This is a genomic window from Chryseobacterium lathyri, assembly GCF_019970085.1.
GTDB lineage: Bacteria > Bacteroidota > Bacteroidia > Flavobacteriales > Weeksellaceae > Chryseobacterium > Chryseobacterium lathyri.
The window spans coordinates 231522-254010 of the sequence record NZ_JAHXYG010000006.1; the positions used below are offsets into that span (position 1 = coordinate 231522).

The following is a 22489-nucleotide window of genomic DNA, read 5'->3' on the forward strand; positions in this document are numbered from 1 at the left end:
CTATTTGTAAAAAGGTAAATTCATATACGATTTATTGACTTCCAATATAATTGAAAATTATTGAAAATCATATATAAAATATTTGAATAAAATTCAAGCAGGCTCCTATCCATTACATTTAGCGCTTGGCATCTGTTGTATAGGAGGTGTTGTCGGGTCCTGATCTTCATAAAAATCCTGCTGAAAGCCGGAACCGCCATTTATTTTTTTCATATTACTAAGTTTCATCACCTGTACTTTTTTTAATGACAATTTCTTGTCGTGATTTTGTTTTTTCATTTATTTGATCATTTTAATTAATTACAACAAAGAAAGTGATTTTTCATAAAATCACATACACTTGTATCTATAGATTTATAAATCCACACTGCATATGCAAATTTAAATCATTGATATTGATCGATTTAAATTCTTCTGATTCATTTTAATTGTTTATGAAATTTTTAATTATGAAAATCATATTTTTGTAGTTTACTTACAAGATGACGAAAGCTACTTATCTTTTTTTAACTATACTATTTAGTAATTTACTTTACTCACAAGATAAATCTATTGACAGTTTAAAGACATTTAATTATAAGGATCTAAAAGATAAATTTTATACTTATTATGATAATGACAAAAATATTGAATCCAAAAATATTGCGAAATATTATCTGCAAAAAGCCAAAAAAGAAAAAAATAATGGGGAAATAGCCGAGGGCTATATACTTATTCATCTTAATGAGAATTTTCCAAATGCTTTAAAATATTTAGATAGTTTATCTGTACTCTCAAAAAACAAACAAACAAGTATTTCTGCTGCTAAGATATATACACTAAAAGGGAATCTTTATTATAAGTATGATAATCTTAAAGCTTCTTTGAATAATTATATTTTAGGATTAAAATATGCCAGAATACAAAATAATCAGGAGCTGATTGATGCTACCAATATTAATATTGCCTACCTCAATTGTTATATGGGTAAAAATGAAGAAGCAGCAAGAACATTCAGACACTATCTATATAACGCAAAAAACTCTGAATTCGACCACAACCAAATGCGTGTAAGCCTTATTAATTGCTATATTGAAATTAATAAGCTTGATTCTGCTGATGTTTTAATCCAGGAAGGACTGAACTCTCAGTTTGTACACAAGAATAAATATAGCATTAACCAATATTTATATCTATCTGGCAGGGGCAATCTTAAACAAAAAAAGTATACAGATGCCATAGCTGAGCTATCAAAAGCATATAATTATTTTTCCAGCATCAATGATAACACTGCGAACTATACATTATTCTATATCGGTAAATCTTATGCCGGATTGAAAAGCAAGGAAAAAGCGGTGCAAAGTTTCATCACATTAGATGCTAATCTACAGAAAACAAACTTCACCTCCTTCCCTGAACTCCGGGAAGCATATACTTATCTTATAGATTATTACAAAGAGAAAAATGATAAGGAAAAGCAACTTTATTATATCGAAAGATTTCTAAAAGTAGACAAAAAACTTGATGAACAATTTCAATATTTATCCACAGAACTTCCTAAGAAGTATGATACTCCAAATCTTTTGGAGGAAAAAGAAAGCATCATCAATGATTTAAAAAACAGAAAAACCATTCTAAACGTATCTGTTGGTTTTCTATTGATCATTCTTATATTAATCTCATTCTTGTATTACAGATCTAAGAAAACAGAAAAACAGCATAGAAAAATTGCGCAGGACCTCATCAATTCCATTGAGATGAAAAATCTTGAAACACCTCCGGTAGCTCAATTAATTACAAGTCCATCTCCTGCTATTGAACAAATCGAAACAGAGAATAAGGCAACAGAAGATAAAACATCCAAAATAACTTCAGAGGATATCACGCAACTCATTTTAAAAGAACTGGAAGTTTTTGAAGCTAAAGAGCTTTTTTTAAAGAAAGGTATTACATCTTCCAGCTTAGCAAAAAGTATAAAAACCAACACTACGTATCTATCAGAGGTCATCAATACCCAGAAAGGGAAAAACTTTGCAGCTTATATCAACGATCTGCGTATAGATTATGCTCTAAACAGGCTGATAAAAGATAAAAAATTCCGTTCTTATAAATTATTGGCTATTGCAGAAGAATTAGGCTATAATAATGAGCAGTCTTTTTCTCTTGCCTTTAAGAAAAAAACAGGCATTACACTTTCCGTTTACATCAAAGAAATTGAGAAGTCTAACACCTCACAACAGCACATAGTTAATTCATTTTCAAAAGATTAAAATCCAAACATTTATAAATCTATAGCTATAAATTTATAAATCTAAGATTCATTTACTTTTTTGGTGTTTTGTCATTTTACATCTTTGCTTCAGGTAAAAACACAAAGATTTATTTTTTGTATGTGTACAGTATAAAAAATAAAGATACCCGCTGGCCAGCAAAAAAGCCCATGTCAGGAATTGTATGACAAAAACTTTAAAATTAAAAAAAATGAAATTAACTTTTTTAACAACAAATGAGCTACTAACAATTGAAGGTGGTTCAGCAAGTGGAGACCCACAGACAATTAATATTCTTGGTAATGTTATATACACAGGTACTCCTCCTTTAAATCCTTAATAACAATTAAATTTTATTTACAATGAATTTAGAAAGATTAAACTTAATAGAGCTTGAAGCTCATGAAGCTATAACAGTAAACGGAGGTGATAATGGCGGCTGGTGGTGGCTAGCTGAACAAATTATTGATAATTGGAGCGAAATCAAAGATGGACTTTCAGATGGATGGAACGGAAATTATAATCCTCCAAAAAAATAATTATTAAAATAAATAATATGAAAAAACTAGAAATGCTTACAAGCTCTGAGCTATTAGCAGTTAACGGAGGTGATGGCTTTTGGTATGATGTAGCTTATGTAGTTGGTGCTCTAGCACATGAATATGTGCATCAGGTTGCATTGGCAGGTTATTATGCTAGTGCTGGTCATTAATTCTTATTAAATTATTTAAAATAAAAAAATTTAGAATATGAAAAATTTAGAAGCCCTTACAAACGATGAACTATTATCAATTAATGGAGGCGATGGATTCTGGTATGATGTTGCCTATGCAATCGGAGCTGGTGCTCATGCCGCAGCTGATGCAATAGTTGCTGCTGCAGATACGATTGCATCACATCCAGTTGGAGGACCAAGAGGTGGTTATAACTAATATGATTAATTACTAAAAATGCTACCTTTAATAAGGTAGCATTTTATTATTTATGAAAAAGCTAATTATTTTCTTTATAATTTCATTTGTCTTTGCGATACTAAATGGATATTTTTTTAATTACATCAATGATACATATTTACATTTTGACGTAAACCAAAATAAAAACCCAAACATCTCAAAACATGAATTAAACTTTATTGCCATTTTCGTTGCTCCTTTTATAGAAACTCTAGTATTTCAATATTTTCCTTATCTAATTTTAGCCAAATGGATGAAAGTAAAGAATGAGTTAATTTGTATAATTATTATGAGTATAATTTTTTCCTCAATGCACTACTACAATTGGCTATATATGGTGATGACATTTTTTGGAGGATTAATTTTAAATAATCTTTATGTTTATTATTATAAGCATACTCATAAATACAGCTTTATTTTAACGGTCTTCTTCCATGCATTATTTAATCTTTACGGATTTCTATTTGTAATGTAAAATCATTTCTCAATGTTTAAAAAATCAATTTATACAGGAATTTTAATTCTTGTTATTATACTCCTATGCACTTTACCCATAATTAAAGTTCCCATTTCCTCTTCATCAAGAGGAGTAATACGATCTGTACAGGAGAATACTAAAATTTCTGCTATTGTTTCGGGCAGAATAATTTATAACAAATTAGAAAAAAATAATCAGGAAATCAAGCAAGGTGATACTTTACTCATCGTAACAGCAGAACAATTGGATACTCAAAAAAATTTACAAAACAGCCAGAATTCAGATTATTCAGCACAATTACAAGATTTAAATAAACTTACAAAAGGACAAACTTCAGGTTTGCAAACCGGGCAATATCAAAGAGAACTATCTGCAATGCAGGAAAAAATAGCTCAGATACAAACGCAATTGTCTTTAGCTCAAAAAGATTTTGACAGAGCTGCAATATTGTATAGCCAGGGCGTAATACCAAAAGCAGAATATGATAAATATTATTATGATTATCAAGGGTTAAAAAGACAAATCTCAGGCACCAGAGAACAACAAATTGCCCAATGGCAAACGCAGAAAAGAGAAGTAGAAAGACAAATCCGCTCTTTAGGTTCAGAAGTGCAGCGTATTAATCAGGAGCAAAAAAACTATATCATTACAGCTCCCATTTCCGGAAGGCTTGTTAATTTTTCCGGAATACAGAAAAATAATTTTCTGACTCAGGGACAAGACATAGGAGAAATTTCTCCAGAAGTTTCCCTGGTTGCAGAATGTTTGGTTTCGCCAAAAGATATAGGTTTTATTCATACGGGTCAAAACGCAAAATACCAAATCGACACTTATAATTATAACCAATGGGGATTACTGGAAGGCAAGGTTTCTGAAATCGATCAGAATATTAAAATTAATGAACAAACCGGAGAAGCTTTCTTTAGAGTCATCTGTCAAATGGATAAAAACTATTTACAATTGAAAAACGGCTACAAAGGACAAGTTGATAAAGGAATGACTTTTACAGCACGCTTCCATTTAATTGACCGCACATTATGGCAATTATTATTTGACCGTGTAGATGATTGGTTTAATCCAAAATTGAAATGATGAAAAAAAATATATTGATAAAACAGCATGATATTAAAGATTGTGGTGCTGCTTGTCTTGCTTCCGTTGCTGCATATTATGGACTAAAAATGCCTATTGCTAAAATAAGGCAGATCTGCCATACAGATACCAGAGGAACAAATGTTTTAGGCTTAGTACAAGGGCTAGAACAAATGGGATTTAATGCAAAAGGGGTAAAAGGGGGTATTGATGCTTTACCAGATCTTCCGTTACCTGCTATTGCACACATTATTGTTAATGGACAGATGCATCATTATGTGGTCATTTACAAAGTGATAAAAGACAAAATCACAGTGATGGATCCCGCAAGAGGAAAATTGGAAGATTACAAAATAGGAGAGTTTTCAAAAGTATGGACAGGAGTGCTTATTCTATTGGAACCTAATGAGTATTTTGAACAAAGAGATGAAAAAACCAGTCTCTACAAAAGATTCTGGAACTTAGTTCAGCCACACAGAAGTATTTTAATCCAAGCTTTATTGGGAGCTTTGGTATATACTATTTTGGGATTATCTACATCCATTTACATTGAGAAAATTACGGATTATGTTCTAATAGATGGAAACAAACGGCTTTTAAACCTGCTATCTGTAGGAATGATTGTAATACTGTTGTTTCAAATTTTTATTGGAGCTATGAAAAGTGTTTTGGTTTTACAAACCGGGCAGAAAATGGATAAGCACCTTATTCTCGGTTATTACAAGCATTTATTAAAATTACCTCAACGGTTTTTCGATACAATGAAAGTAGGGGAAATTATTTCAAGGGTAAATGACGCCGTTAAAATAAGAACGTTTATAAATGATGTTTCAATACAGATATTTGTAAATATTTTTATTATTATTTTTTCTTTTGCGTTAATGTTTACCTATTACTGGAAACTGGCTCTGATTACTGCATTGGTTATTCCTTTTTATTTTTTAGTGTATTGGATTACCAATAAACTCAATAAAAAGGTAGAAAGGCAATTAATGGAAGAAAGCGCCGAACTGGAATCCCATTTGGTAGAGTCTATAACTTCAGTAAAAACCATCAAACAATTTGGAGTTGAAACTTTTGCCAATAATAAAACGGATAACGCTTTTTCGAAACTATTGAAGACTATTTATTCTTCGGTAATGAATGCTTTATTTTCAGGAAATTCATCAGAATTTTTATCCAGAATATTTACGATTGTATTACTTTGGGCAGGTTCAGGATATGTGATTGACAGAGTTATCACTCCAGGAGAATTATTATCGTTTTATGCTTTGATAGGGTATTTTACAAATCCTGTCTCTCAATTAATTGGGATGAATAAAACGATTCAGAATGCTTTGATAGCTGCCGATCGTCTTTTTGAAATCATGGATCTGGAACGTGAGGAAAATACAGATAAATTAGAATTAACAAAAGAAAATATTGGAGATATTGAGTTTAAGGAGGTAAGTTTTAGCTATGGCAGTAGAACCGAAGTTTTTACAAACTTCAATTGTCTTATAAAAAAAGGAGAAACAACTGCTATTGTTGGGGAAAGCGGCAGTGGTAAAACCACTTTAGCTTCTTTAATTCAAAATTTATATTCACTCAAAACAGGAAAAATTATGATTGGAGACTATGATATCAATTATATTTCCAACTATTCTTTAAGGAATTTAGCATCAGTAGTTCCGCAACAGATCGATCTTTTTTCAGGAAATGTGATTGAAAATATCGCTTTAGGAGAGGATTTTCCAGATATACAGAGGATTTTAAATATCACAAAAAACTTGGGTATATTAGGTTTCGTCGAGAAATTACCCAATGGTTTTCAAACTTATTTAGGTGAAAACGGGGCTTTGCTTTCTGGTGGTCAGAAACAGAGAATTGCCATTGCAAGAGCTTTATATAAAAATCCGGAAATATTAATTTTAGATGAAGCTACTTCTTCTTTGGATACAGAATCAGAATTGGTTATTCAAAATACCTTACAGGAATTCAGAAATCAAGGGAAAACTATGATTGTGATTGCTCATCGTTTAAGCACTATTGTCAACGCTGATACTATTTTAGTAATGAAAGAAGGTCAGATTATAGAACAAGGTAGTCACTTAGAACTTCTCAATACAGATTCTGTTTATAAATCTATGTGGGAAAAACAAGGTGCTAGGTTAGATTATTAAAAACTAAAATATTATGATTGATTTTATGCTTACCATATTTTTAGCTATAATGAAGCTTTTAACTATAATTTTATAAATATCATATTTATTATAAACAAAAAGCTTCCAAAGAAAGAAGACTAAAAACACGAATCTAGTTAGTTAATAGATCTGATATTTAACATCAAGATAAAAAACCACCACCCTGATCAATAAAATAAGCCCTCATTTTTGAGGGCTTATTTTGTATTTGAAATTTAAATATTATTCTTTAATAAATTTCTTTTGAACTGTTACCCCATTGTCATCGATATCTATTACATAAATACCATTGATCAATTTACCAACGTTGATCTGGTTGTTAAGCAGAATACCGTCAGCGATAACCTGTCCTGCAGAATTGTAGATCTTATATTTAGCTTTTTTGCTGATATTCTTCACATACAATACTGAGCTTACCGGGTTAGGGTAAATCATGATCTCGGTCTGGTTAAGAGAGTTTGGTACTCCCGGTTTAGAGATTCTTACTGAGTAATCCTCTACCTCACCATTTGCAAAATTAGTACAGTTCACAGGAATTCCGTCTCTCATCATTGCCACTCTCATTACTACATACTTATAGTTCGTCATGCTTATATAAGCATCTACAGGTACGTTGAATGTTCCTGTAACAGGACTTGTAGTGTTCGGAGGTGATGTAAATACTCTCTCATCAAGATCAAAGTATCCGTTTCTGTTGAAATCTATCCATACTGCGATTCCTTCATCATGGTTTGTTCCGTTCCATTTTTTCTCAATCGTGATCTGATTTCCTGTAGATCCCTGAACCATTTCTATGAATGTATCAGGTACTCCTGTATAATTTGTATAGCTAGAAGGTCCTGAAGCATTTTCCATTTTAGGTCTTCCATTTGGAACTACCGTAACTTTGGAAATGTGTTCATTAACAGCATTTTGAGAACTCATCTGGCAGTACGTCACTGTAGGTGTTGTGAAATAGTATGGAGGTGTGTATGTACCCGGCGTACCGCTACAAATGTTTACAACCTGCATTTCATATTTCGTTTCTTCCAGTAATCCTGTTATAGTATAAGTATTCGTTGTTAAAGGAACATTTGTCCAGCTCGGAATACCTACTTTTCTATATCTCAGAACATAAGTTGCCCCAGGGAAACCTTCCCATGTAACTTCAGCCGATGTAGGAGTAAGCTGAGTTATAGTTAATCCTGGAGGAGGAAGCTCACATGTTCTTTCTGTAGTAAATACTTTCGGATTTGAGTACGGGTTAAGAGTATTTTCTCCAACACATTTATTTGCAACTCTTACTTCATATTTTGTATAAGGATCTAAACCTCCTAATAAATAAGTATTGGTAGGAGGAGCAATGTTAGGAACCTGATTCCAGGTAGGAGCTCCTACTTTTCTCCATTCCAATGTATACGTAGAGCTCGCTGCAAGCGGTGCCCAAGTAATCAGTGCGGAGTTAGTTGTAATATTGCTTACTGTAACATTCGGAGGCGTAGGATCACATCTTGTTACGAATGTTTTGATCGGTGTAAATGTACCTGCAACATCTCCACAAACAGCAGCTACCTGCACTTCATAGATTGTAGCCGGAGTTAAACCGTTCAATACAAGTGGAATATTATTTAGCAATGTTGAAGCATATACTTCTGTCCACGCTCCTGGAGGAGGTCCCTGAGTTCTATATCTTACAAGATAAGTAACGGTATTCGGTACTCCTGAGAAAGTAAGTGTAGCAGAATTATGAGTCGCTGTAATTCCAGGCTGGTTAGGTATACCATTACTACATGGTCTGATTCTTACCGCATAATCTTCAACCTCTCCATTGACTGCATTCTGACACAATACTGGAGCACTGGTACGTTTAAGCACGACTCTCATTGTGGTTGTAAGCGGACCTGTATAAGCTGCTCCCGGAACAGCAAAGGTTGCAGTAACAGGAGTTGCAGTATTCGCTGCTGTATTTAAGATCTGTTCTGAAGTTTCAAAAACTCCGTTTCTGTTGTAGTCTATCCAAACAGATACTGCATCATTACTCGTTGAACCTGTCCATCCCTTTGCTATAGAGATTTTATTATTTGCAGATCCTGCATCAAGAGTGATTAATGTTGCAGGTGTTGTATAGCTTGTATAGTTATTCTGTACAGTAGTATTGCTCATCACCGGAACTCCAGGGTTGGAAGATGTAACGGTTACATTTGAAATGTGGTCGTTAGTTCCTGTACCTGTCATCGGACAGTATGAAAGCGGCGGTGTTGTAAACTGTACTGTTGTAGAATATGGTCCTGTAGAACCTCCACATGTAGTAGAAACCTGTACATCGTATTTAGTCTGCTCAGCAAGCCCAGGAATAGTATAATTATTTACTCCCGGTGCCAAAGTCACAGGTGGGATTGTAAATGTTCCAGCAGTAGCTAACTTCCATCTAATAGTGTAAGTAGCATTCGCAGCACCCATCCAATAAACCGTAGCTGTAGAAGCTGTAAGGTTTGTAACGGTGATATTTGTAGGCGGCGCAGTAGTACACGCAGGCTGATCAATAAGTTTCACTGCATAATCTTCTACTTCCCCCCAGGTGAAAGTTCCACAAGGAGCCGCTGTAGCGCTTTCTCTTAATGCTACACGCATACGTGTATTCAGATTTCCCGTATACACTCCCCCAGCAACGTTCGGTACGCTGAAAGTTGCAGTAACAGGAGTTGTAGTATTACTTGGTGAATTCAATACCTGTTCAAAAGTTTCAAAAACCCCGTTTCTGTTAAAGTCAATCCATACTCCTGTTCCGAATGACCATTGTGTTCCTGGCCAGGTTTTTTCAATAGTAACAGTATTAGCTCCTAAACCTCTTACTAAAGTAATAAGTCTTGCAGGATCTGTAGTATAATCTGTATAATTACTGAAATCTGAAGTACTGGTCATTGGTATTGCAGCATTCGGAGTTACAACAACTTTACTGATATAACCATCAATAGTGGTACTTGTAGAATTGGAACTACAATAAGAAATAGCAGGAGTCGTAAAGGTAGTGCTTGTAGAGAACGGTCCTTGTGTTCCGCCACAGATTGTAGCAATCTGAACTTCATACTGCGTTTGCTCCGTAAGGTTGTTTATTGGATAACTGCTCGCAAGAGGAGTAGTAATATTTACTGTATTCCATGTTGGTGCAGTTACAGCTTTATATCTCAGTACATAAGTAGCACCTATTGAAGGCATCCAGCTCACAAGAGCTGTAGTCGGTGTAATATTGGACACTGCAATATTACTTGGAGGCGAAGTAGTACATGGTTGTAAAGCGATAACATTTAATGTAAAGTCAACAAAATTACCCCACGCCGCAGGTCCACATGAAGTATTGGCTCCAATAAAGGATGTCGATGTTCTTACTCTGTAATTACCAGGTGCCTGTGTTCCAGGGATGACAATTGTTGCTGTTCCGTTTGTAACATAACCAGGAGTTGCCAGAATGGTTTCACCCGGATCATTAAAACTCATGTTATTATTCCAGTCAACCCAAACATAATAATTATAAGTGCTGGTTCCACTGTTCAAATTCATGGTTATCGTATTGGTTGGTAACCCTGAAAAAACTGTGGCTGAATTATTAACATATGCCGTATAGGAATTAGCTGAATAATTTAAATTGGTAATTCCTCCTGTTGTAGTTATCGTTTTCAGATAATACGAAGTTGAGCTGGAACCTCCCGTAGGTGTACAATATCCTGTAAACACATTCACAGGTCCTATCCATGTACTCTGATTCGTTCCACTGCATTTTGATCTTACCCAAACATAATAAGCAGTATTGGCCGTCAATGGAGAAAGTGTTACACTTGTTCCTGTAGTAACTGTCTGTGAAGGCACGGTTGCAGATGTTGGTGCTGTAGCAGATGTACTGTAATATACATCATAACCTCCTGCAGGCACAGATGAAGGAGCAGTCCAGCTGATTGCCGCACCCGTTGGTGTTACCGTTCCTAACGTTAATCCGGAAGGAGGCAAACACGAAGGAGCAGCTCCAAAAGTCAACTGAACATTGGGTCTGTTGGAGGTAATTGTTCCAGTAGCTGTTGCTGAAGCTGAATTATCTTCTTCGATATACATATGTCTCGATGCAGCATTAGAGTAAGTAAAAGCACTTCCACTTGTACTTCCTGTCCCGGTACCACCATAGCTTACCTCGACTAACACCACTAGATTTTCTGTCCCGTTATAATAAAAAGGGCTTTGCAGGGTGATTGTATTCCATCCTGTAGTTATATTATTGATCGTTCCGGTATACACTAAGCTGGCTCCGGCAGTTGCTGTAGGCCAGTCTTGTGATGTAAGAGTAGTTGTTGCAGCTGGAACAGATTTCAAATAAACCTTTACCGGAGTAGCTGCACTTGTAGCTGTTGTTGCATTCCATGCCACTGACATTACACTTCCGCCGGCAGGCAGATTGATTTCTGCTGCAGTATAAAGTGATGCATCTCTTTGATATCCATAGTAAACTCCCAAAGGATATCTCTGAGTAGCTGTTCCTGCACCAATAGTAATTGTTTGTGCCTGTGAAAACAGTCCGAAGACCATACAAAGCAATGTTATGAGCACCCTAAAGGGCCTGCTCATTTTACAGAGTAAAAATCCACTCATATTTTTTAAATTTAGTTATAATAACAATAGTAATAAGTATAGTATTTCGTATTTGTTGGTGTTCAAATGGATTCTTGAACATCCATTCTACAGATAATCTGTATTGAAAAAAATAGTTTTTTAATTCATACGCTCATATTTTAATAATTACACAAATCTAATAATTTTTTCACTATTAATGTATTCATTCAAATATTTTTTTGTAAAAATTTCACAATAATAACACATTCTATACATTAAAACACAAAATCCTCAGGAGAGCCTGAGGATTTTATATTATTATTAATTACTGTTATTTCTTGATAAATTTGGATCTGAACTGATCTTTTCCTTTTTCATCAATCGTGATGATGTATCCGCCTTTCACAAGAGATGAAACATTGATCTTTCCGTCATTAATATTTCCATTTCCTACCAGCTGACCGGCAGTATTGTAAATTTTATAGGCCGCTTTATCTGAAACTTTAGTTACATTCAGAATGTCGCTTGCAGGGTTAGGATATAATTGAATTCCGTCCTGAGGATTAGCAATGTCTTTTGTTCCTAAAGCAGCTGTAACTACAACATTATAATCTTCAAACTCTCCATAGGTGCCATATGCGCCACAAGCATTTCCAATATATTGATTAGCAGTGGTGGTATACAACATTCCCACACGCATTCTAAGGCCTAAACCTGTAACTGCGGTTGCAGGCACCGTGAACATAGCCGTAACAGGACTTGCAGTAGTGGTTGTAGAAGTCAGAATTCTTTCTGAATCTTCAAAATTTCCATTTCTATTAAAGTCGATCCAGGCTGAAGTTGCCCCAGAATATGGTCCAGTTCCGCTTAACCATCCTTTTCCAACTGACAGAGTATATTGAGTACCTGCTACTAAGTTTACCTGTAATGCAGGATTGGTAGAATAATCTGTGTATAAACTAGCAGAAGAAGTATTATTTAAGTTTGCCAGGGTAACGTTTGCAATATGATCGTCAGTGTCATCATCAGAAGATACTGTACAATAAGTAAGCCCAGGTGTTGTAAAGTTTGAAGAAGCAGAATAAGCTCCAGGAGTTCCTGAACAAACAGCAGCTACCTGAACTTCATAAGCCGTACCATCAGTAAGATTCGGTAATGTTATATTGCTGCTTGGCGTAGTAATTTGTTGCCAAGTAGCTTCTGATACTTTTTTATAACGGACAATATAGGTTGCGCCAGTAATAGGAGCCCAGCTTACACTTGCACTACTTGTCGTCACATTACTAACAGCGACTCCAGTTGGAGCAGAGCCGTCACATGCAGCAAAAGTAGTAACCAAAACAGATTTAATGGCATAGAATACATTCCCGATAGAAGAGATTCTTAATTTAATTGTCTGTCCGTTCAATGAAGAAGGGAAAGTTATACTTTCAGAGCCATCATTAGCAGTAGTAGCTAATAATGTTGTCCACGTTGCACCATTAGGATCTGTAGTGTAATCAATTTTCACATTTGCTACATTGTATGGCGCAGCTGTAGTATTTGCTACATCCCATTCAACTGTAGTAGCTGCATTAGATGCGGCATATTGAGTATTGATTTTAAACGGTCCGTCATTACCTACAACAATAGTTTGTTCAGCAAACTGAGTTTGCTGTTGAGCCGGATCAGGATTATTATCTCTTACCGTTACAGCATATTTACTATTTCTAGGAACCATAGAAACCGACTCCCATCCATTATTTGAGTTATTTAAAACTCCTGCTAATACGGAAGATAATTTAGGGAAATATCTTGTTGGGTTTGTTGTTGGTGCTAAAGACCTGAATGAAGCCCCAGCAGTGGTAGTTCCCAAATTAGTTTTATTAATTGTAGTAGTTGCATTATCAACCTCTTCCCATGTATAAGTCATAGGATTGTTTTCCGCATCTGTAGCTGAAGCTGTTAATACGAATGCAGTTCCTTTAGGAATGTTGTATGTAGGTAAGGCAGCAATTACCGGTGCATTGTTTGCAATAGACGTTTCTATATCACAAGTTTTACTGATCAGATTTGCCTGAACCTGCTTGATACTTGCAATATGGAAATAGGCATCAGAGTGTAGCTGAACATCAGTATTTGCCCCTGTAATACCTGCATATCCCATAATGGTGGATCCTGACCCTGGTTCAACATTTACGCCAGACCCTTCAAGAGTATGAGAGAATGTATGGTTAGCTCCTAACTGGTGACCTATCTCGTGAGCTACATAATCAATATCGAAATTATCACCTTGAGGAATACCATCTGCAGGTGACGTATATCCTGAACCTTTAGCTTTAGTAGTATTTGTTGCAGGGTTTACACAAACGCAACCAATACAACCTGCATTACCACCACCACCAGAAGCTCCGAATAAGTGTCCGATATCATAGGCAGCATTTCCTACGTTTGCTGTTAATGTTTGCTGTAATTCCAAATTCCAGGCCCCACCGGCTCCAGTTGATGCTGCCGAATAAGGGTCCGTAGCCGCATCAGTATAAATTACATTCGGAAATTCCTGTAAAATCAGATGTAGTGCAAAATCTTTTTCAAACACACCATTCACTCTCGTTAATGTTGCATTAATAGCTGTAAGTGCACCAGCAACAGTTCCTCCGTGAAAAGCAGTATACTCACCGGTCACTGACATTACCAGCCTCATAGTTCTGTACTTCTTATCAGACATTTTTGAGAAATCAGTTGGCTGATTGGTAAATGTTTTACCATTTTCATACATCTGGTTGATTTGATTTACAGCAGCTGGGCCCTCTTCAGTACTACAAACAAAGCTCTTTCCTGCTGTTGGTTTTGTCTTAGGATGAACCCCATATACAGTTTTATCTGCATTTTGCGGCTCTATAAACTCATAATTTCCGTCTTTTATAATCATCGACTGGAAGTCATTGTTTGATAAAGAGAATCTCAAGTATTTAGAAGGATCATTAATTCCAACTCCCACATAAGATCCCAGTTGATATTTATCAGCTAGTGATTGTACAACAACCGGGGAGCTGTATACTGCAAATTTTTCAATTTTGCCATTCAGTGTTGGTAAAGAAATTTCGACAGGTTTTGCGTTTGGACCTGTCTCCTGAGCGCTTTTAAGTTGTTCCTTAATCTTATTAAGATCTAACTTATAATAATTACGTACCAGAGAGAACTTTTCTTTTCCTCTCTCATAGCTAGTGGGCGTCCACTGTGCCAAAGCAGACCCTCCTATCAAGCTACAAAATAAAGCAGTAATGATTTTTTTCATAAAAAAGATTATTTTTAAATTTCTCAAAAATAACCATACATTAACAAATAAACCAAAAAATAATTGATTTATTTTATTTTTTTTAACAATCAGTTTAAAAATATGATCTGTAAAATATAAAAATGAACAAAAAAAAATATTAGAGATATCTCTAATATTTTTTACAATTTCATAGGGATTACAGCCAATTCCCTGTATTTTTATGAGATTTAAAAATCTTCTTAAAATCCCATTTGATCAGTTCTCTACAAGGTATTGATAAAGCTTCTTATATTTTAAAATTTATAGGCAATATTCCAGGCAAAGCCCATGTTGAACTTAGCTGAACTTTTACCAAATCCGGGAACAATCATCGGCGTAATATCATCCTGTTTGGAAGTATATACTAAATATCTTGGCTGAAGATTAACATCTATATAAAAATTGGATTCAAACAGCTGTACCCTTCCTCCTAAAGTTCCTTCTACCCAGGCAGAGGTTTGTGACGAAGATGGAAATGCCACAGACGAAGTGCTGCCTCCAAATCCGCGGACCGGAACAGCCATATACTCCTGATTGTAGAACGCACCTCCTATTTTACCTCCTGCATAAAAACCATTGAATTCATTTTCAAGGTCTTTTGCCAGCATATAAAAAGCACCAAGCTTTACAAAGGGGCCGCTTGCCTTGGCATCGTAACCGTTTTTTTGATATACATTTTTCTCAAAACCGACTTCTGCAATGGCATGAACATTTCCTTTCACTTTTGATGAAATAAAGCCCTGGTAAAGCATTCTATCCGAGAAAAAGGAAATACCTGTATTAAGAACATCAAAACCTACCATAAAATTAGGTTTGTATTTCTCCTGAACTTTTTTGGCTTCCTGGGTTTCTTTTTTTTCCTGGGCGAACCCGGTTATTCCTATTATGCTAAAAAAGAAGGAAAAGATTAGTCTTGTCTTCATTCTCAATTTGGTTTTGTCCTGCTTCGAGCTGTTGTACAGGATTTGATTGTATTAATTCTGAGCTTAAATTATCGTACGTTTTCTTGATCCCGCATCCTGGCGAAACGTATGTACTCTTCGTTGTATAATTAATGCGAACGTGAGATTCTGCTCCTTTATCTGCAAGTCTGAAATAAACATCTGTATAAGGTGAATCATCTACTCTTAAGGGGATAAGTCTTGAATCTATTTTCTCAGCTTTCCCCAGCTGTACTTTCCCAGCCCCGTAATCTACGGCTACATATAATGAATCCAAAGTAGTTGCTTTTCCGGATGCCAGAGATTTGAATGCTACTTTTATTCTGGGTGTCCCTTCGCCACTTTCGCAGATATCGTCATCTCCTCCACAGGAAAAAAGCATTCCAACGAAACAGATCATGACGAGAAATTTAAAATATTTCATCTGCATATTTTGATTTTTTATTTTGATCAGATGGAACTTACGTTTCATATTAAGATTTGAAATTCAAATTTAAATAAATTTATTTTTTAATCAGCAATGCTATATTTTCCACGTGGTGGGTTTGCGGGAACATATCTACCGGCAGAATTTTCACCAACGTATAATGTTCTTTCATCAGGGCAAGGTCTCTTGCCTGTGTTGCTGAGTTACAGCTTACATAGACTACTTTTTCCGGAGCAAGTTTCAATATCTGTTCTACCACTTTCTGGTGCATTCCATCTCTTGGCGGATCGGTAATCAGTACATCTGCTTTCGGATGATTTTCTAAGAATTCATCGTTAAAGACATTTTTCATATCTCCACAATAGAATGTTGTGTTGGTAAGACCATTTAATTCAGCATGTTCAATGGCTGCATCAATGGCTTCCTGAACAGATTCTATCCCTATAACCTGTTTTGCATTTCTGGCAACATACTGGGCAATAGTTCCTGTTCCTGTATAAAGGTCATATACTACTTCATCACCTTTTAAATCAGCAAATTCCAATGTTTTTCTGTAAAGCTCCAAAGCCTGTTTGTAATTGGTCTGAAAGAATGATTTTGGGCCAATTTTAAACTTCAGTCCATCCATTTCTTCCATCAGGAAGCCTTCTCCGAAATAAATATTGATATCCAGATCGTAAATAGAATCATTCTGCTTCGGATTGATAGCATAAACCAATGTTTTGATCTGTGGGAATTTCTCTAGTAAGAACTGGAAAAGCTTTTCTCTGTTTTCTTTTTCTTCTCTGTAAAGCTGGAATAGTACCATCCATTCGCCTTTAGAGTTCTGTCTCATCATTAAAGTTCTCAAAAACCCTTCCTGATTTCTGACATCAAAGAAATCCAACCCATTGTCTACACCATAGTTTTTTACAGCTAAACGTATAGCATTGGAGGGATCTTCCTGCAGGAAACATTCTTTCAGGTCTAGGATCTTGCTCCACATTCCGGGAATATGGAAACCCAAGGCGTCTTTACTCCCAAAATTCTCTTCAGAGCTTATTTCGTATTGGGTAAGCCATCTCGCATTGGAAAAGGAAAACTCCATTTTATTTCTGTAGAAATACTGTTCTTCGGCGCCTAAGATAGGAACGGTTTCAAAATCATCAATCCCACCAATTCTTTTAATATTATTATAGACCTCTTCCTGTTTGAAATTGAGCTGTTTTTCGTAGCTCATGTTCTGCCATTTGCATCCACCACATGTTCCAAAATGAATACATTTGGGATCTACTCTGAATGGCGATTTTTCCACTATTTCTATGGTTTCTGCCTCATAGTATTTGGATTTGGATTTTTTTACTCTGGCATTAACCACATCTCCGGGAACTGCTCCGGAAATCAGTACGGTTTTTCCTTCTTCGGTTTTCCCTATGGCCACGCCTTTTGCACCTGCACCAAACAGTTTAATATTTTCAAGAATTATATCTTTCTTCTTTCTCATCCCTAAAACTCAATTTCTTTTATGGTCGGACGAACCCTCCGACTCATCCTAAATTTTATTTCTATTTTCTAATACACCGAAAACAATCTTCCGGTTTGATTCCGCAAAAATACAATAAAAAAAACCTTATCCGAAGATAAGGTTTCCATCTATATAAAAGTTTATTATTTTGTTGGGGCAGGCTGAGGATTTACAGGCTGTGCTGAAGGATCCATCGCTCCCGGCTGCATCTGAATATTAGGCTGTACTTTTGGCGCAGAAAGACCTGTAAGTTTATCCAGGATTGTTACTACTTCCTGTTCGCCAAGGTTTACAAAAGATCTGCTTGCAATTTTACCGTCTTTATCCACGATCACAAAGCAAGGCAGTTTGAATCCGTAAACGCCATATTTTTTAGCAATATCTGATTCTAAACCTTTTTCTCCGTACACATTTGCTCCCGGAATTCCTTTTAACAATGAACTGCTGGTTTTTACAAACTGATCTTTGGTATCATCTACGTTTACAAAAACAAAGTTCATTTTAGATTTATAGAAATTTACAACTTCTTTTAATACAGGAACTGTAGCTTCGCTGATGTAAGGATTCCAAGATGCATAGAAGAACAGCATGTATGGTTTCCCTTTATTTTCAGAAAGCTGGTAAGATTTTCCGTCTGCTTTTACCAGTGATGCTTCCGGAGCAGCCTCTCCTACTTTAAGTCCATTGATTGCCAACTGCATTTTAACTAAATCTGCCTTGATACCTGCGTCTGTAATATCTGTATCAATGATTTTTTTAACCTTTTCAGTATTTTTTGCAGGAGCACCCGGATGAATATCCTGAGCTACCACGAACGCCAATAGATAATCTTTAGCAGTTTGTGAAACTTCTTTTCTGTCTTTCAGAAACTGTGCAAATACTTCAGAAGTAATCATATCTGTTTTTCCTTTGGTTTTTGCTTCGGCATATTTCTGAAAGTCAGGGCTCATTTTTACGAGAAGGTACTGTCTGTATAATGGAATAGTCTTCACCATTACATCTTTATTACCTTCCAGTTTTGTTTCGTAATCCTGGAATGCTTTTGATACTTTAAATGATGGATTTCCTGACATCTGGCGCTGTGACATTTCATAGTTGGCAAGAAGGTTAAGGATAGTTACTTTCACATCATTCTTTTTCCATTCCAAAATTCCTTTGCTTGGATTATTTTTCTGAGCAAGCTCTTCCACATTTTTATTGATGTCGGCTTCAATTTTCTGAGCTCCTTTTAAGAACGTTTTTTCGTCTCCGGACATTAACTGCTGGATATTGATTTTGCTTCCATACTCACCCAAGAACTTTTGGCTGGCCTGAAGGAAATCATTATTTTTCTTAGCATCTCCTGTAACGACGAACTCATTTGGAAAGGTCATTGCATTTCCGGAAATATTCAGGTTCTGTCCGCCCTCAAGATAGATCAGGTTTTGTCTTCCTGCATAGTTGATTACGTACATCCCATCTTTAGGAGCTTCGAAGCTTCCTGTAAAGTTTCCATTTTTATCTAAACCAATATTGACAAGTGGAAGTGTTGCCACACCAGAAGCTTCAACAAATTCAATTCTTTCGAGTGGTGAACTTCCGGTTATTTTTCCTTTAACTTCAACTTTTTTTGAACAAGACATCACAAAAGCTGTGATGATAAACAATAAAAGATATTTTTTCATTTCGATTTTAATATTACGCAAAAATACGTTTTTTACGGCTTGTTAATTAACACTATTTATTTTTTTTGAAAATTTTATGAGAACCTGTAAAATAGGGACTTTAAGGCCTATCCGTTCTATAAACTTCTTCACGAGAAAAGAGTCTCAAAAAATGCAATTCTTTTCTTACACATCCAAGTGCTCACCAAATATAGACTTATTAAATTAAAGAATATCTTATCTGATCAACACCTTAACAAATTTTAACAGCTAAATTACAGGTATAAAAAAATCGTCTCCATAATGAAGACGATTTTTTATGTATTTGAATAGGTTTATCCCTGATCTACCATAGCAGCCATATATTCTCTGTTCATTCTGGCGATGTTTTCAAGAGAAATTCCTTTCGGACATTCAACTTCACAAGCTCCAGTGTTCGAACAGTTTCCGAATCCTTCTTCATCCATAGCTTTCACCATGTTCAGAACTCTTCTTTTGGCTTCTACTCTACCTTGAGGAAGTAAAGCGAATTGAGAAACCTTAGCTCCAACGAATAGCATTGCAGATCCGTTTTTACAAGTAGCTACACACGCACCGCATCCGATACATGCTGCTGCATCCATTGCTTTGTCTGCATCTTCTTTAGGAACCGGAATAGCATTGGCATCTAATGTATTACCTGAAGTGTTCACAGAAATGAATCCTCCGGCAGCCATTACTCTGTCGAATGCGCTTCTGTCCACCATTAAATCTTTGATAACCGGGAAAGCTGCACTTCTCCAAGGCTCAATAACGATGGTTTCACCGTCTTTGAACATTCTCATGTGAAGCTGGCAAGTCGTGATCCCTGTATCCGGACCATGCGCTCTACCGTTGATATAAAGGGAACACATTCCGCAGATCCCTTCACGACAGTCGTGATCGAAAGCAATTGGTTCTTTTCCTTCGTTAATAAGATTTTCGTTCAAAATGTCCAGCATTTCTAAGAATGAGGAATCTGTAGAAACATCTGATATCTTGTAGGTCTCAAACTGACCTTTAGTTTTGCTATTTTTTTGTCTCCAAATTTTTAGGGTAAGATGAAGGCCTTTTTTTGCACTCATAATTATGTATTTATAGGTTGGAGATTATTTGTAACTTCTTGCTTTAACTTCAATGTTTTCATAGATCAGATCTTCTTTATGCAGCACTTCCGTTGTGATATCATCTGTTTGATATTCCCAAGCTGCTACATATTTGAAGTTAACATCATCTCTTTCAGCTTCACCTTCAGGAGTAGCATGGTCTTCTCTGAAATGTCCTCCACAAGATTCGTTTCTGTGTAATGCATCGATGGCCATTAGTTGTCCTAATTCGATGAAATCTGCCACTCTGAAAGCTTTTTCAAGCTCAGTGTTCATTCCATCTGCATCACCAGGAACTTTCACATCGCTCCAGAATTCTTTTTTCACCTGAGCAATTTCAGCAATAGCTTCTCTCAAACCTTCAGGAGTTCTTCCCATTCCTACTTTATTCCACATGATGTGTCCTAATTTTTTGTGGAAATAATCTACTGAGTGAGTTCCTTTATTATTTAAGAAGAAATTTACTTTGTCTTTAATTTCTTTTTCAGCCTGATCGAATTCACCAGAAGTTGTAGGAATTGCTCCCGTTCTGATGTCCGCTGAAAGGTAATCTGCAATCGTGTAAGGAAGAACGAAATATCCGTCTGCTAACCCCTGCATCAAAGCAGAAGCTCCCAATCTGTTAGCTCCGTGATCTGAGAAATTGGCTTCACCGATTACGAAACACCCAGGAATGGTAGACTGCAGGTTGTAATCTACCCAAACACCACCCATTGTGTAGTGAACTGCAGGATAGATCTTCATTGGTGTTTTGTAAGGATCATCAGCCGTAATTTTTTCGTACATCACGAATAAGTTACCGTATTTTTCCTCAATCCAAGCTTTTCCTAAATCATAGATCTGCTGATCTGTAGGATTATGGATATGTTTTTCGATAGCAGCTTCTTTACCCTTTTTAATAATCTCTGTAGAGAAATCTAAGTAAACACCTTCTTTAGTATCATTATTTTCGATTCCGTAACCAGCATCACATCTTTCTTTACCAGCTCTCGACGCAACGTCTCTAGGCACTAAGTTTCCGAATGCAGGATATCTTCTTTCTAAATAATAATCTCTATCTTCTTCTTTAATATTTTCAGGTCTAAGCTTTCCTTCTCTGATCGCTACAGAATCTTCAATTTTCTTAGGAACCCAGATTCTTCCTGAGTTTCTTAATGATTCTGACATCAAAGTCAGTTTAGACTGCTGTGTTCCATGAACCGGAATACAAGTCGGGTGAATCTGTACATAACAAGGGTTTGCGAAGTACGCTCCTTTTTTATGGATTTTCCAAGCCGCAGAAACGTTCGATCCCATTGCATTTGTAGAAAGGAAATATACGTTTCCGTAACCTCCTGATGCAATAACAACCGCGTGAGCAGAATGTCTTTCGATTTCACCTGTTACCAGGTTTCTTGCGATGATTCCTCTTGCTTTTCCGTCTACAATTACCAATTCCATCATTTCATGACGGTTGTACATTTTAATTCTTCCTTTACCAATCTGACGGCTCATCGAAGAATAGGCACCTAATAATAACTGTTGACCAGTTTGTCCTTTTGCGTAGAAAGTTCTTTTTACCTGAACCCCACCAAATGAACGGTTATCTAACTGACCGCCGTAATCTCTACCAAAAGGAACACCCTGAGAGACGCATTGGTCGATAATATTGGCAGAAACTTCAGCTAATCTGTAAACGTTGGCCTCTCTTGCTCTATAGTCACCACCTTTGATGGTGTCATAGAATAATCTGTATGTAGAGTCACCATCACCCTGATAGTTTTTAGCAGCATTGATACCTCCTTGTGCAGCAATTGAGTGTGCTCTTCTTGGAGAATCCTGGTAGCAGAACGCTTTTACGTTATATCCCTGCTCTGCTAAAGTAGCAGCTGCAGAACCACCTGCCAAACCTGTTCCAACAACAATAATATCAATCTTATCTCTGTTGTTTGGTGCAACAAGGTTCATATGGTCTTTATGATTTTTCCATTTATCCTTTAAAGGACCTGCCGGAATTTTTGAATCTAATTTACTCATACTATT

Annotated in this window: 17 protein-coding genes; 8 read left to right on the top strand and 9 right to left on the bottom strand. The window is 36.0% G+C overall.

The window, feature by feature from the left end:
* Positions 1 to 105 precede the first annotated feature (105 nt).
* Complete coding sequence (locus LC418_RS19380; RefSeq protein WP_223560331.1) at positions 106 to 279, bottom strand: hypothetical protein; 174 nt, start codon at positions 277 to 279, stop codon at positions 106 to 108.
* A gap of 203 nt (positions 280 to 482) precedes the next feature.
* On the opposite strand from LC418_RS19380, the gene LC418_RS19385 reads away from it, so the two are divergent.
* From LC418_RS19385 to LC418_RS19415, 8 genes are all read left to right on the top strand, one after another.
* The gene (locus LC418_RS19385; RefSeq protein ID WP_223560332.1) at positions 483 to 2249 is read left to right on the top strand and encodes a helix-turn-helix domain-containing protein; all 1767 of its coding nucleotides are present in this window, start codon (positions 483 to 485) and stop codon (positions 2247 to 2249) included.
* 211 nt (positions 2250 to 2460) lie between these two features.
* On the top strand, positions 2461 to 2589 hold the full coding sequence (locus tag LC418_RS20935) for a hypothetical protein (RefSeq protein WP_262901826.1): 129 nt from the start codon (positions 2461 to 2463) through the stop codon (positions 2587 to 2589).
* A 22-nt stretch (positions 2590 to 2611) separates the two neighbouring features.
* Positions 2612 to 2788 carry a hypothetical protein gene (locus tag LC418_RS19390; RefSeq protein ID WP_223560333.1) on the top strand — a complete coding sequence of 59 codons (177 nt, stop codon included), beginning with the start codon at positions 2612 to 2614 and terminating at the stop codon, positions 2786 to 2788.
* Between the two features lie 17 nt (positions 2789 to 2805).
* Entirely contained in the window at positions 2806 to 2961 is a 156-nt protein-coding gene (locus LC418_RS19395) for a hypothetical protein (protein WP_223560334.1), read from the top strand.
* A 37-nt stretch (positions 2962 to 2998) separates the two neighbouring features.
* The gene (locus LC418_RS19400) at positions 2999 to 3181 is read left to right on the top strand and encodes a hypothetical protein (RefSeq protein WP_223560335.1); all 183 of its coding nucleotides are present in this window, start codon (positions 2999 to 3001) and stop codon (positions 3179 to 3181) included.
* 52 nt (positions 3182 to 3233) lie between these two features.
* On the top strand, positions 3234 to 3677 hold the full coding sequence (locus LC418_RS21155; RefSeq protein ID WP_223560336.1) for a CPBP family glutamic-type intramembrane protease: 444 nt from the start codon (positions 3234 to 3236) through the stop codon (positions 3675 to 3677).
* A 12-nt stretch (positions 3678 to 3689) separates the two neighbouring features.
* Positions 3690 to 4772, top strand: coding sequence for an HlyD family secretion protein (locus tag LC418_RS19410; protein WP_223560337.1), 1083 nt, complete (start codon positions 3690 to 3692; stop codon positions 4770 to 4772).
* Positions 4772 to 6934, top strand: coding sequence for a peptidase domain-containing ABC transporter (locus LC418_RS19415; RefSeq protein WP_223560338.1), 2163 nt, complete (start codon positions 4772 to 4774; stop codon positions 6932 to 6934). Before LC418_RS19410 ends, LC418_RS19415 begins: the two co-directional genes overlap by 1 nt.
* Positions 6935 to 7177: 243 nt before the next feature.
* Here the strand turns inward: LC418_RS19415 and LC418_RS19420 are convergent, their stop codons facing one another.
* The 8 genes from LC418_RS19420 to LC418_RS19455 all read right to left on the bottom strand — a co-directional run bounded on the left by LC418_RS19420 (position 7178) and on the right by LC418_RS19455 (position 22483).
* Complete coding sequence (locus LC418_RS19420) at positions 7178 to 11569, bottom strand: GEVED domain-containing protein (RefSeq protein WP_223560339.1); 4392 nt, start codon at positions 11567 to 11569, stop codon at positions 7178 to 7180.
* Between the two features lie 292 nt (positions 11570 to 11861).
* The gene (locus LC418_RS19425; protein WP_223560340.1) at positions 11862 to 14807 is read right to left on the bottom strand and encodes a reprolysin-like metallopeptidase; all 2946 of its coding nucleotides are present in this window, start codon (positions 14805 to 14807) and stop codon (positions 11862 to 11864) included.
* Between the two features lie 275 nt (positions 14808 to 15082).
* Positions 15083 to 15751, bottom strand: a complete 669-nt coding sequence (locus LC418_RS19430; protein ID WP_223560341.1) for a DUF6048 family protein — start codon at positions 15749 to 15751, stop codon at positions 15083 to 15085.
* Entirely contained in the window at positions 15717 to 16193 is a 477-nt protein-coding gene (locus LC418_RS19435; RefSeq protein WP_223560342.1) for a DUF6452 family protein, read from the bottom strand. The genes LC418_RS19430 and LC418_RS19435 overlap by 35 nt, the downstream gene beginning before the upstream one ends.
* A gap of 79 nt (positions 16194 to 16272) precedes the next feature.
* Entirely contained in the window at positions 16273 to 17679 is a 1407-nt protein-coding gene (gene rlmD / locus LC418_RS19440) for a 23S rRNA (uracil(1939)-C(5))-methyltransferase RlmD (protein WP_111955446.1), read from the bottom strand.
* Positions 17680 to 17843: 164 nt separating this feature from the next.
* Positions 17844 to 19364: a TlpA family protein disulfide reductase gene (locus tag LC418_RS19445; RefSeq protein WP_223560343.1), complete on the bottom strand. Its 1521-nt coding sequence runs from the start codon at positions 19362 to 19364 to the stop codon at positions 17844 to 17846.
* A 314-nt stretch (positions 19365 to 19678) separates the two neighbouring features.
* Positions 19679 to 20446, bottom strand: a complete 768-nt coding sequence (locus LC418_RS19450; RefSeq protein WP_040997496.1) for a succinate dehydrogenase/fumarate reductase iron-sulfur subunit — start codon at positions 20444 to 20446, stop codon at positions 19679 to 19681.
* A 24-nt stretch (positions 20447 to 20470) separates the two neighbouring features.
* The gene (locus LC418_RS19455) at positions 20471 to 22483 is read right to left on the bottom strand and encodes a fumarate reductase/succinate dehydrogenase flavoprotein subunit (RefSeq protein WP_223560344.1); all 2013 of its coding nucleotides are present in this window, start codon (positions 22481 to 22483) and stop codon (positions 20471 to 20473) included.
* Positions 22484 to 22489: the final 6 nt, after the last annotated feature.

Excerpts from the sequence above, each read along its gene's own strand:
- LC418_RS19380 (WP_223560331.1), bottom strand. The coding sequence starts at position 279 with ATGAAAAAACAAAATCACGACAAGAAATTGTCATTAAAAAAAGTACAG.
- LC418_RS19385 (WP_223560332.1), top strand. The coding sequence starts at position 483 with ATGACGAAAGCTACTTATCTTTTTTTAACTATACTATTTAGTAATTTA.
- LC418_RS20935 (WP_262901826.1), top strand. The coding sequence starts at position 2,461 with ATGAAATTAACTTTTTTAACAACAAATGAGCTACTAACAATTGAAGGT.
- LC418_RS19390 (WP_223560333.1), top strand. The coding sequence starts at position 2,612 with ATGAATTTAGAAAGATTAAACTTAATAGAGCTTGAAGCTCATGAAGCT.
- LC418_RS19395 (WP_223560334.1), top strand. The coding sequence starts at position 2,806 with ATGAAAAAACTAGAAATGCTTACAAGCTCTGAGCTATTAGCAGTTAAC.
- LC418_RS19400 (WP_223560335.1), top strand. The coding sequence starts at position 2,999 with ATGAAAAATTTAGAAGCCCTTACAAACGATGAACTATTATCAATTAAT.
- LC418_RS21155 (WP_223560336.1), top strand. The coding sequence starts at position 3,234 with ATGAAAAAGCTAATTATTTTCTTTATAATTTCATTTGTCTTTGCGATA.
- LC418_RS19410 (WP_223560337.1), top strand. The coding sequence starts at position 3,690 with ATGTTTAAAAAATCAATTTATACAGGAATTTTAATTCTTGTTATTATA.
- LC418_RS19415 (WP_223560338.1), top strand. The coding sequence starts at position 4,772 with ATGAAAAAAAATATATTGATAAAACAGCATGATATTAAAGATTGTGGT.
- LC418_RS19420 (WP_223560339.1), bottom strand. The coding sequence starts at position 11,569 with ATGAGTGGATTTTTACTCTGTAAAATGAGCAGGCCCTTTAGGGTGCTC.
- LC418_RS19425 (WP_223560340.1), bottom strand. The coding sequence starts at position 14,807 with ATGAAAAAAATCATTACTGCTTTATTTTGTAGCTTGATAGGAGGGTCT.
- LC418_RS19430 (WP_223560341.1), bottom strand. The coding sequence starts at position 15,751 with ATGAAGACAAGACTAATCTTTTCCTTCTTTTTTAGCATAATAGGAATA.
- LC418_RS19435 (WP_223560342.1), bottom strand. The coding sequence starts at position 16,193 with ATGAAATATTTTAAATTTCTCGTCATGATCTGTTTCGTTGGAATGCTT.
- rlmD (WP_111955446.1), bottom strand. The coding sequence starts at position 17,679 with ATGAGAAAGAAGAAAGATATAATTCTTGAAAATATTAAACTGTTTGGT.
- LC418_RS19445 (WP_223560343.1), bottom strand. The coding sequence starts at position 19,364 with ATGAAAAAATATCTTTTATTGTTTATCATCACAGCTTTTGTGATGTCT.
- LC418_RS19450 (WP_040997496.1), bottom strand. The coding sequence starts at position 20,446 with ATGAGTGCAAAAAAAGGCCTTCATCTTACCCTAAAAATTTGGAGACAA.
- LC418_RS19455 (WP_223560344.1), bottom strand. The coding sequence starts at position 22,483 with ATGAGTAAATTAGATTCAAAAATTCCGGCAGGTCCTTTAAAGGATAAA.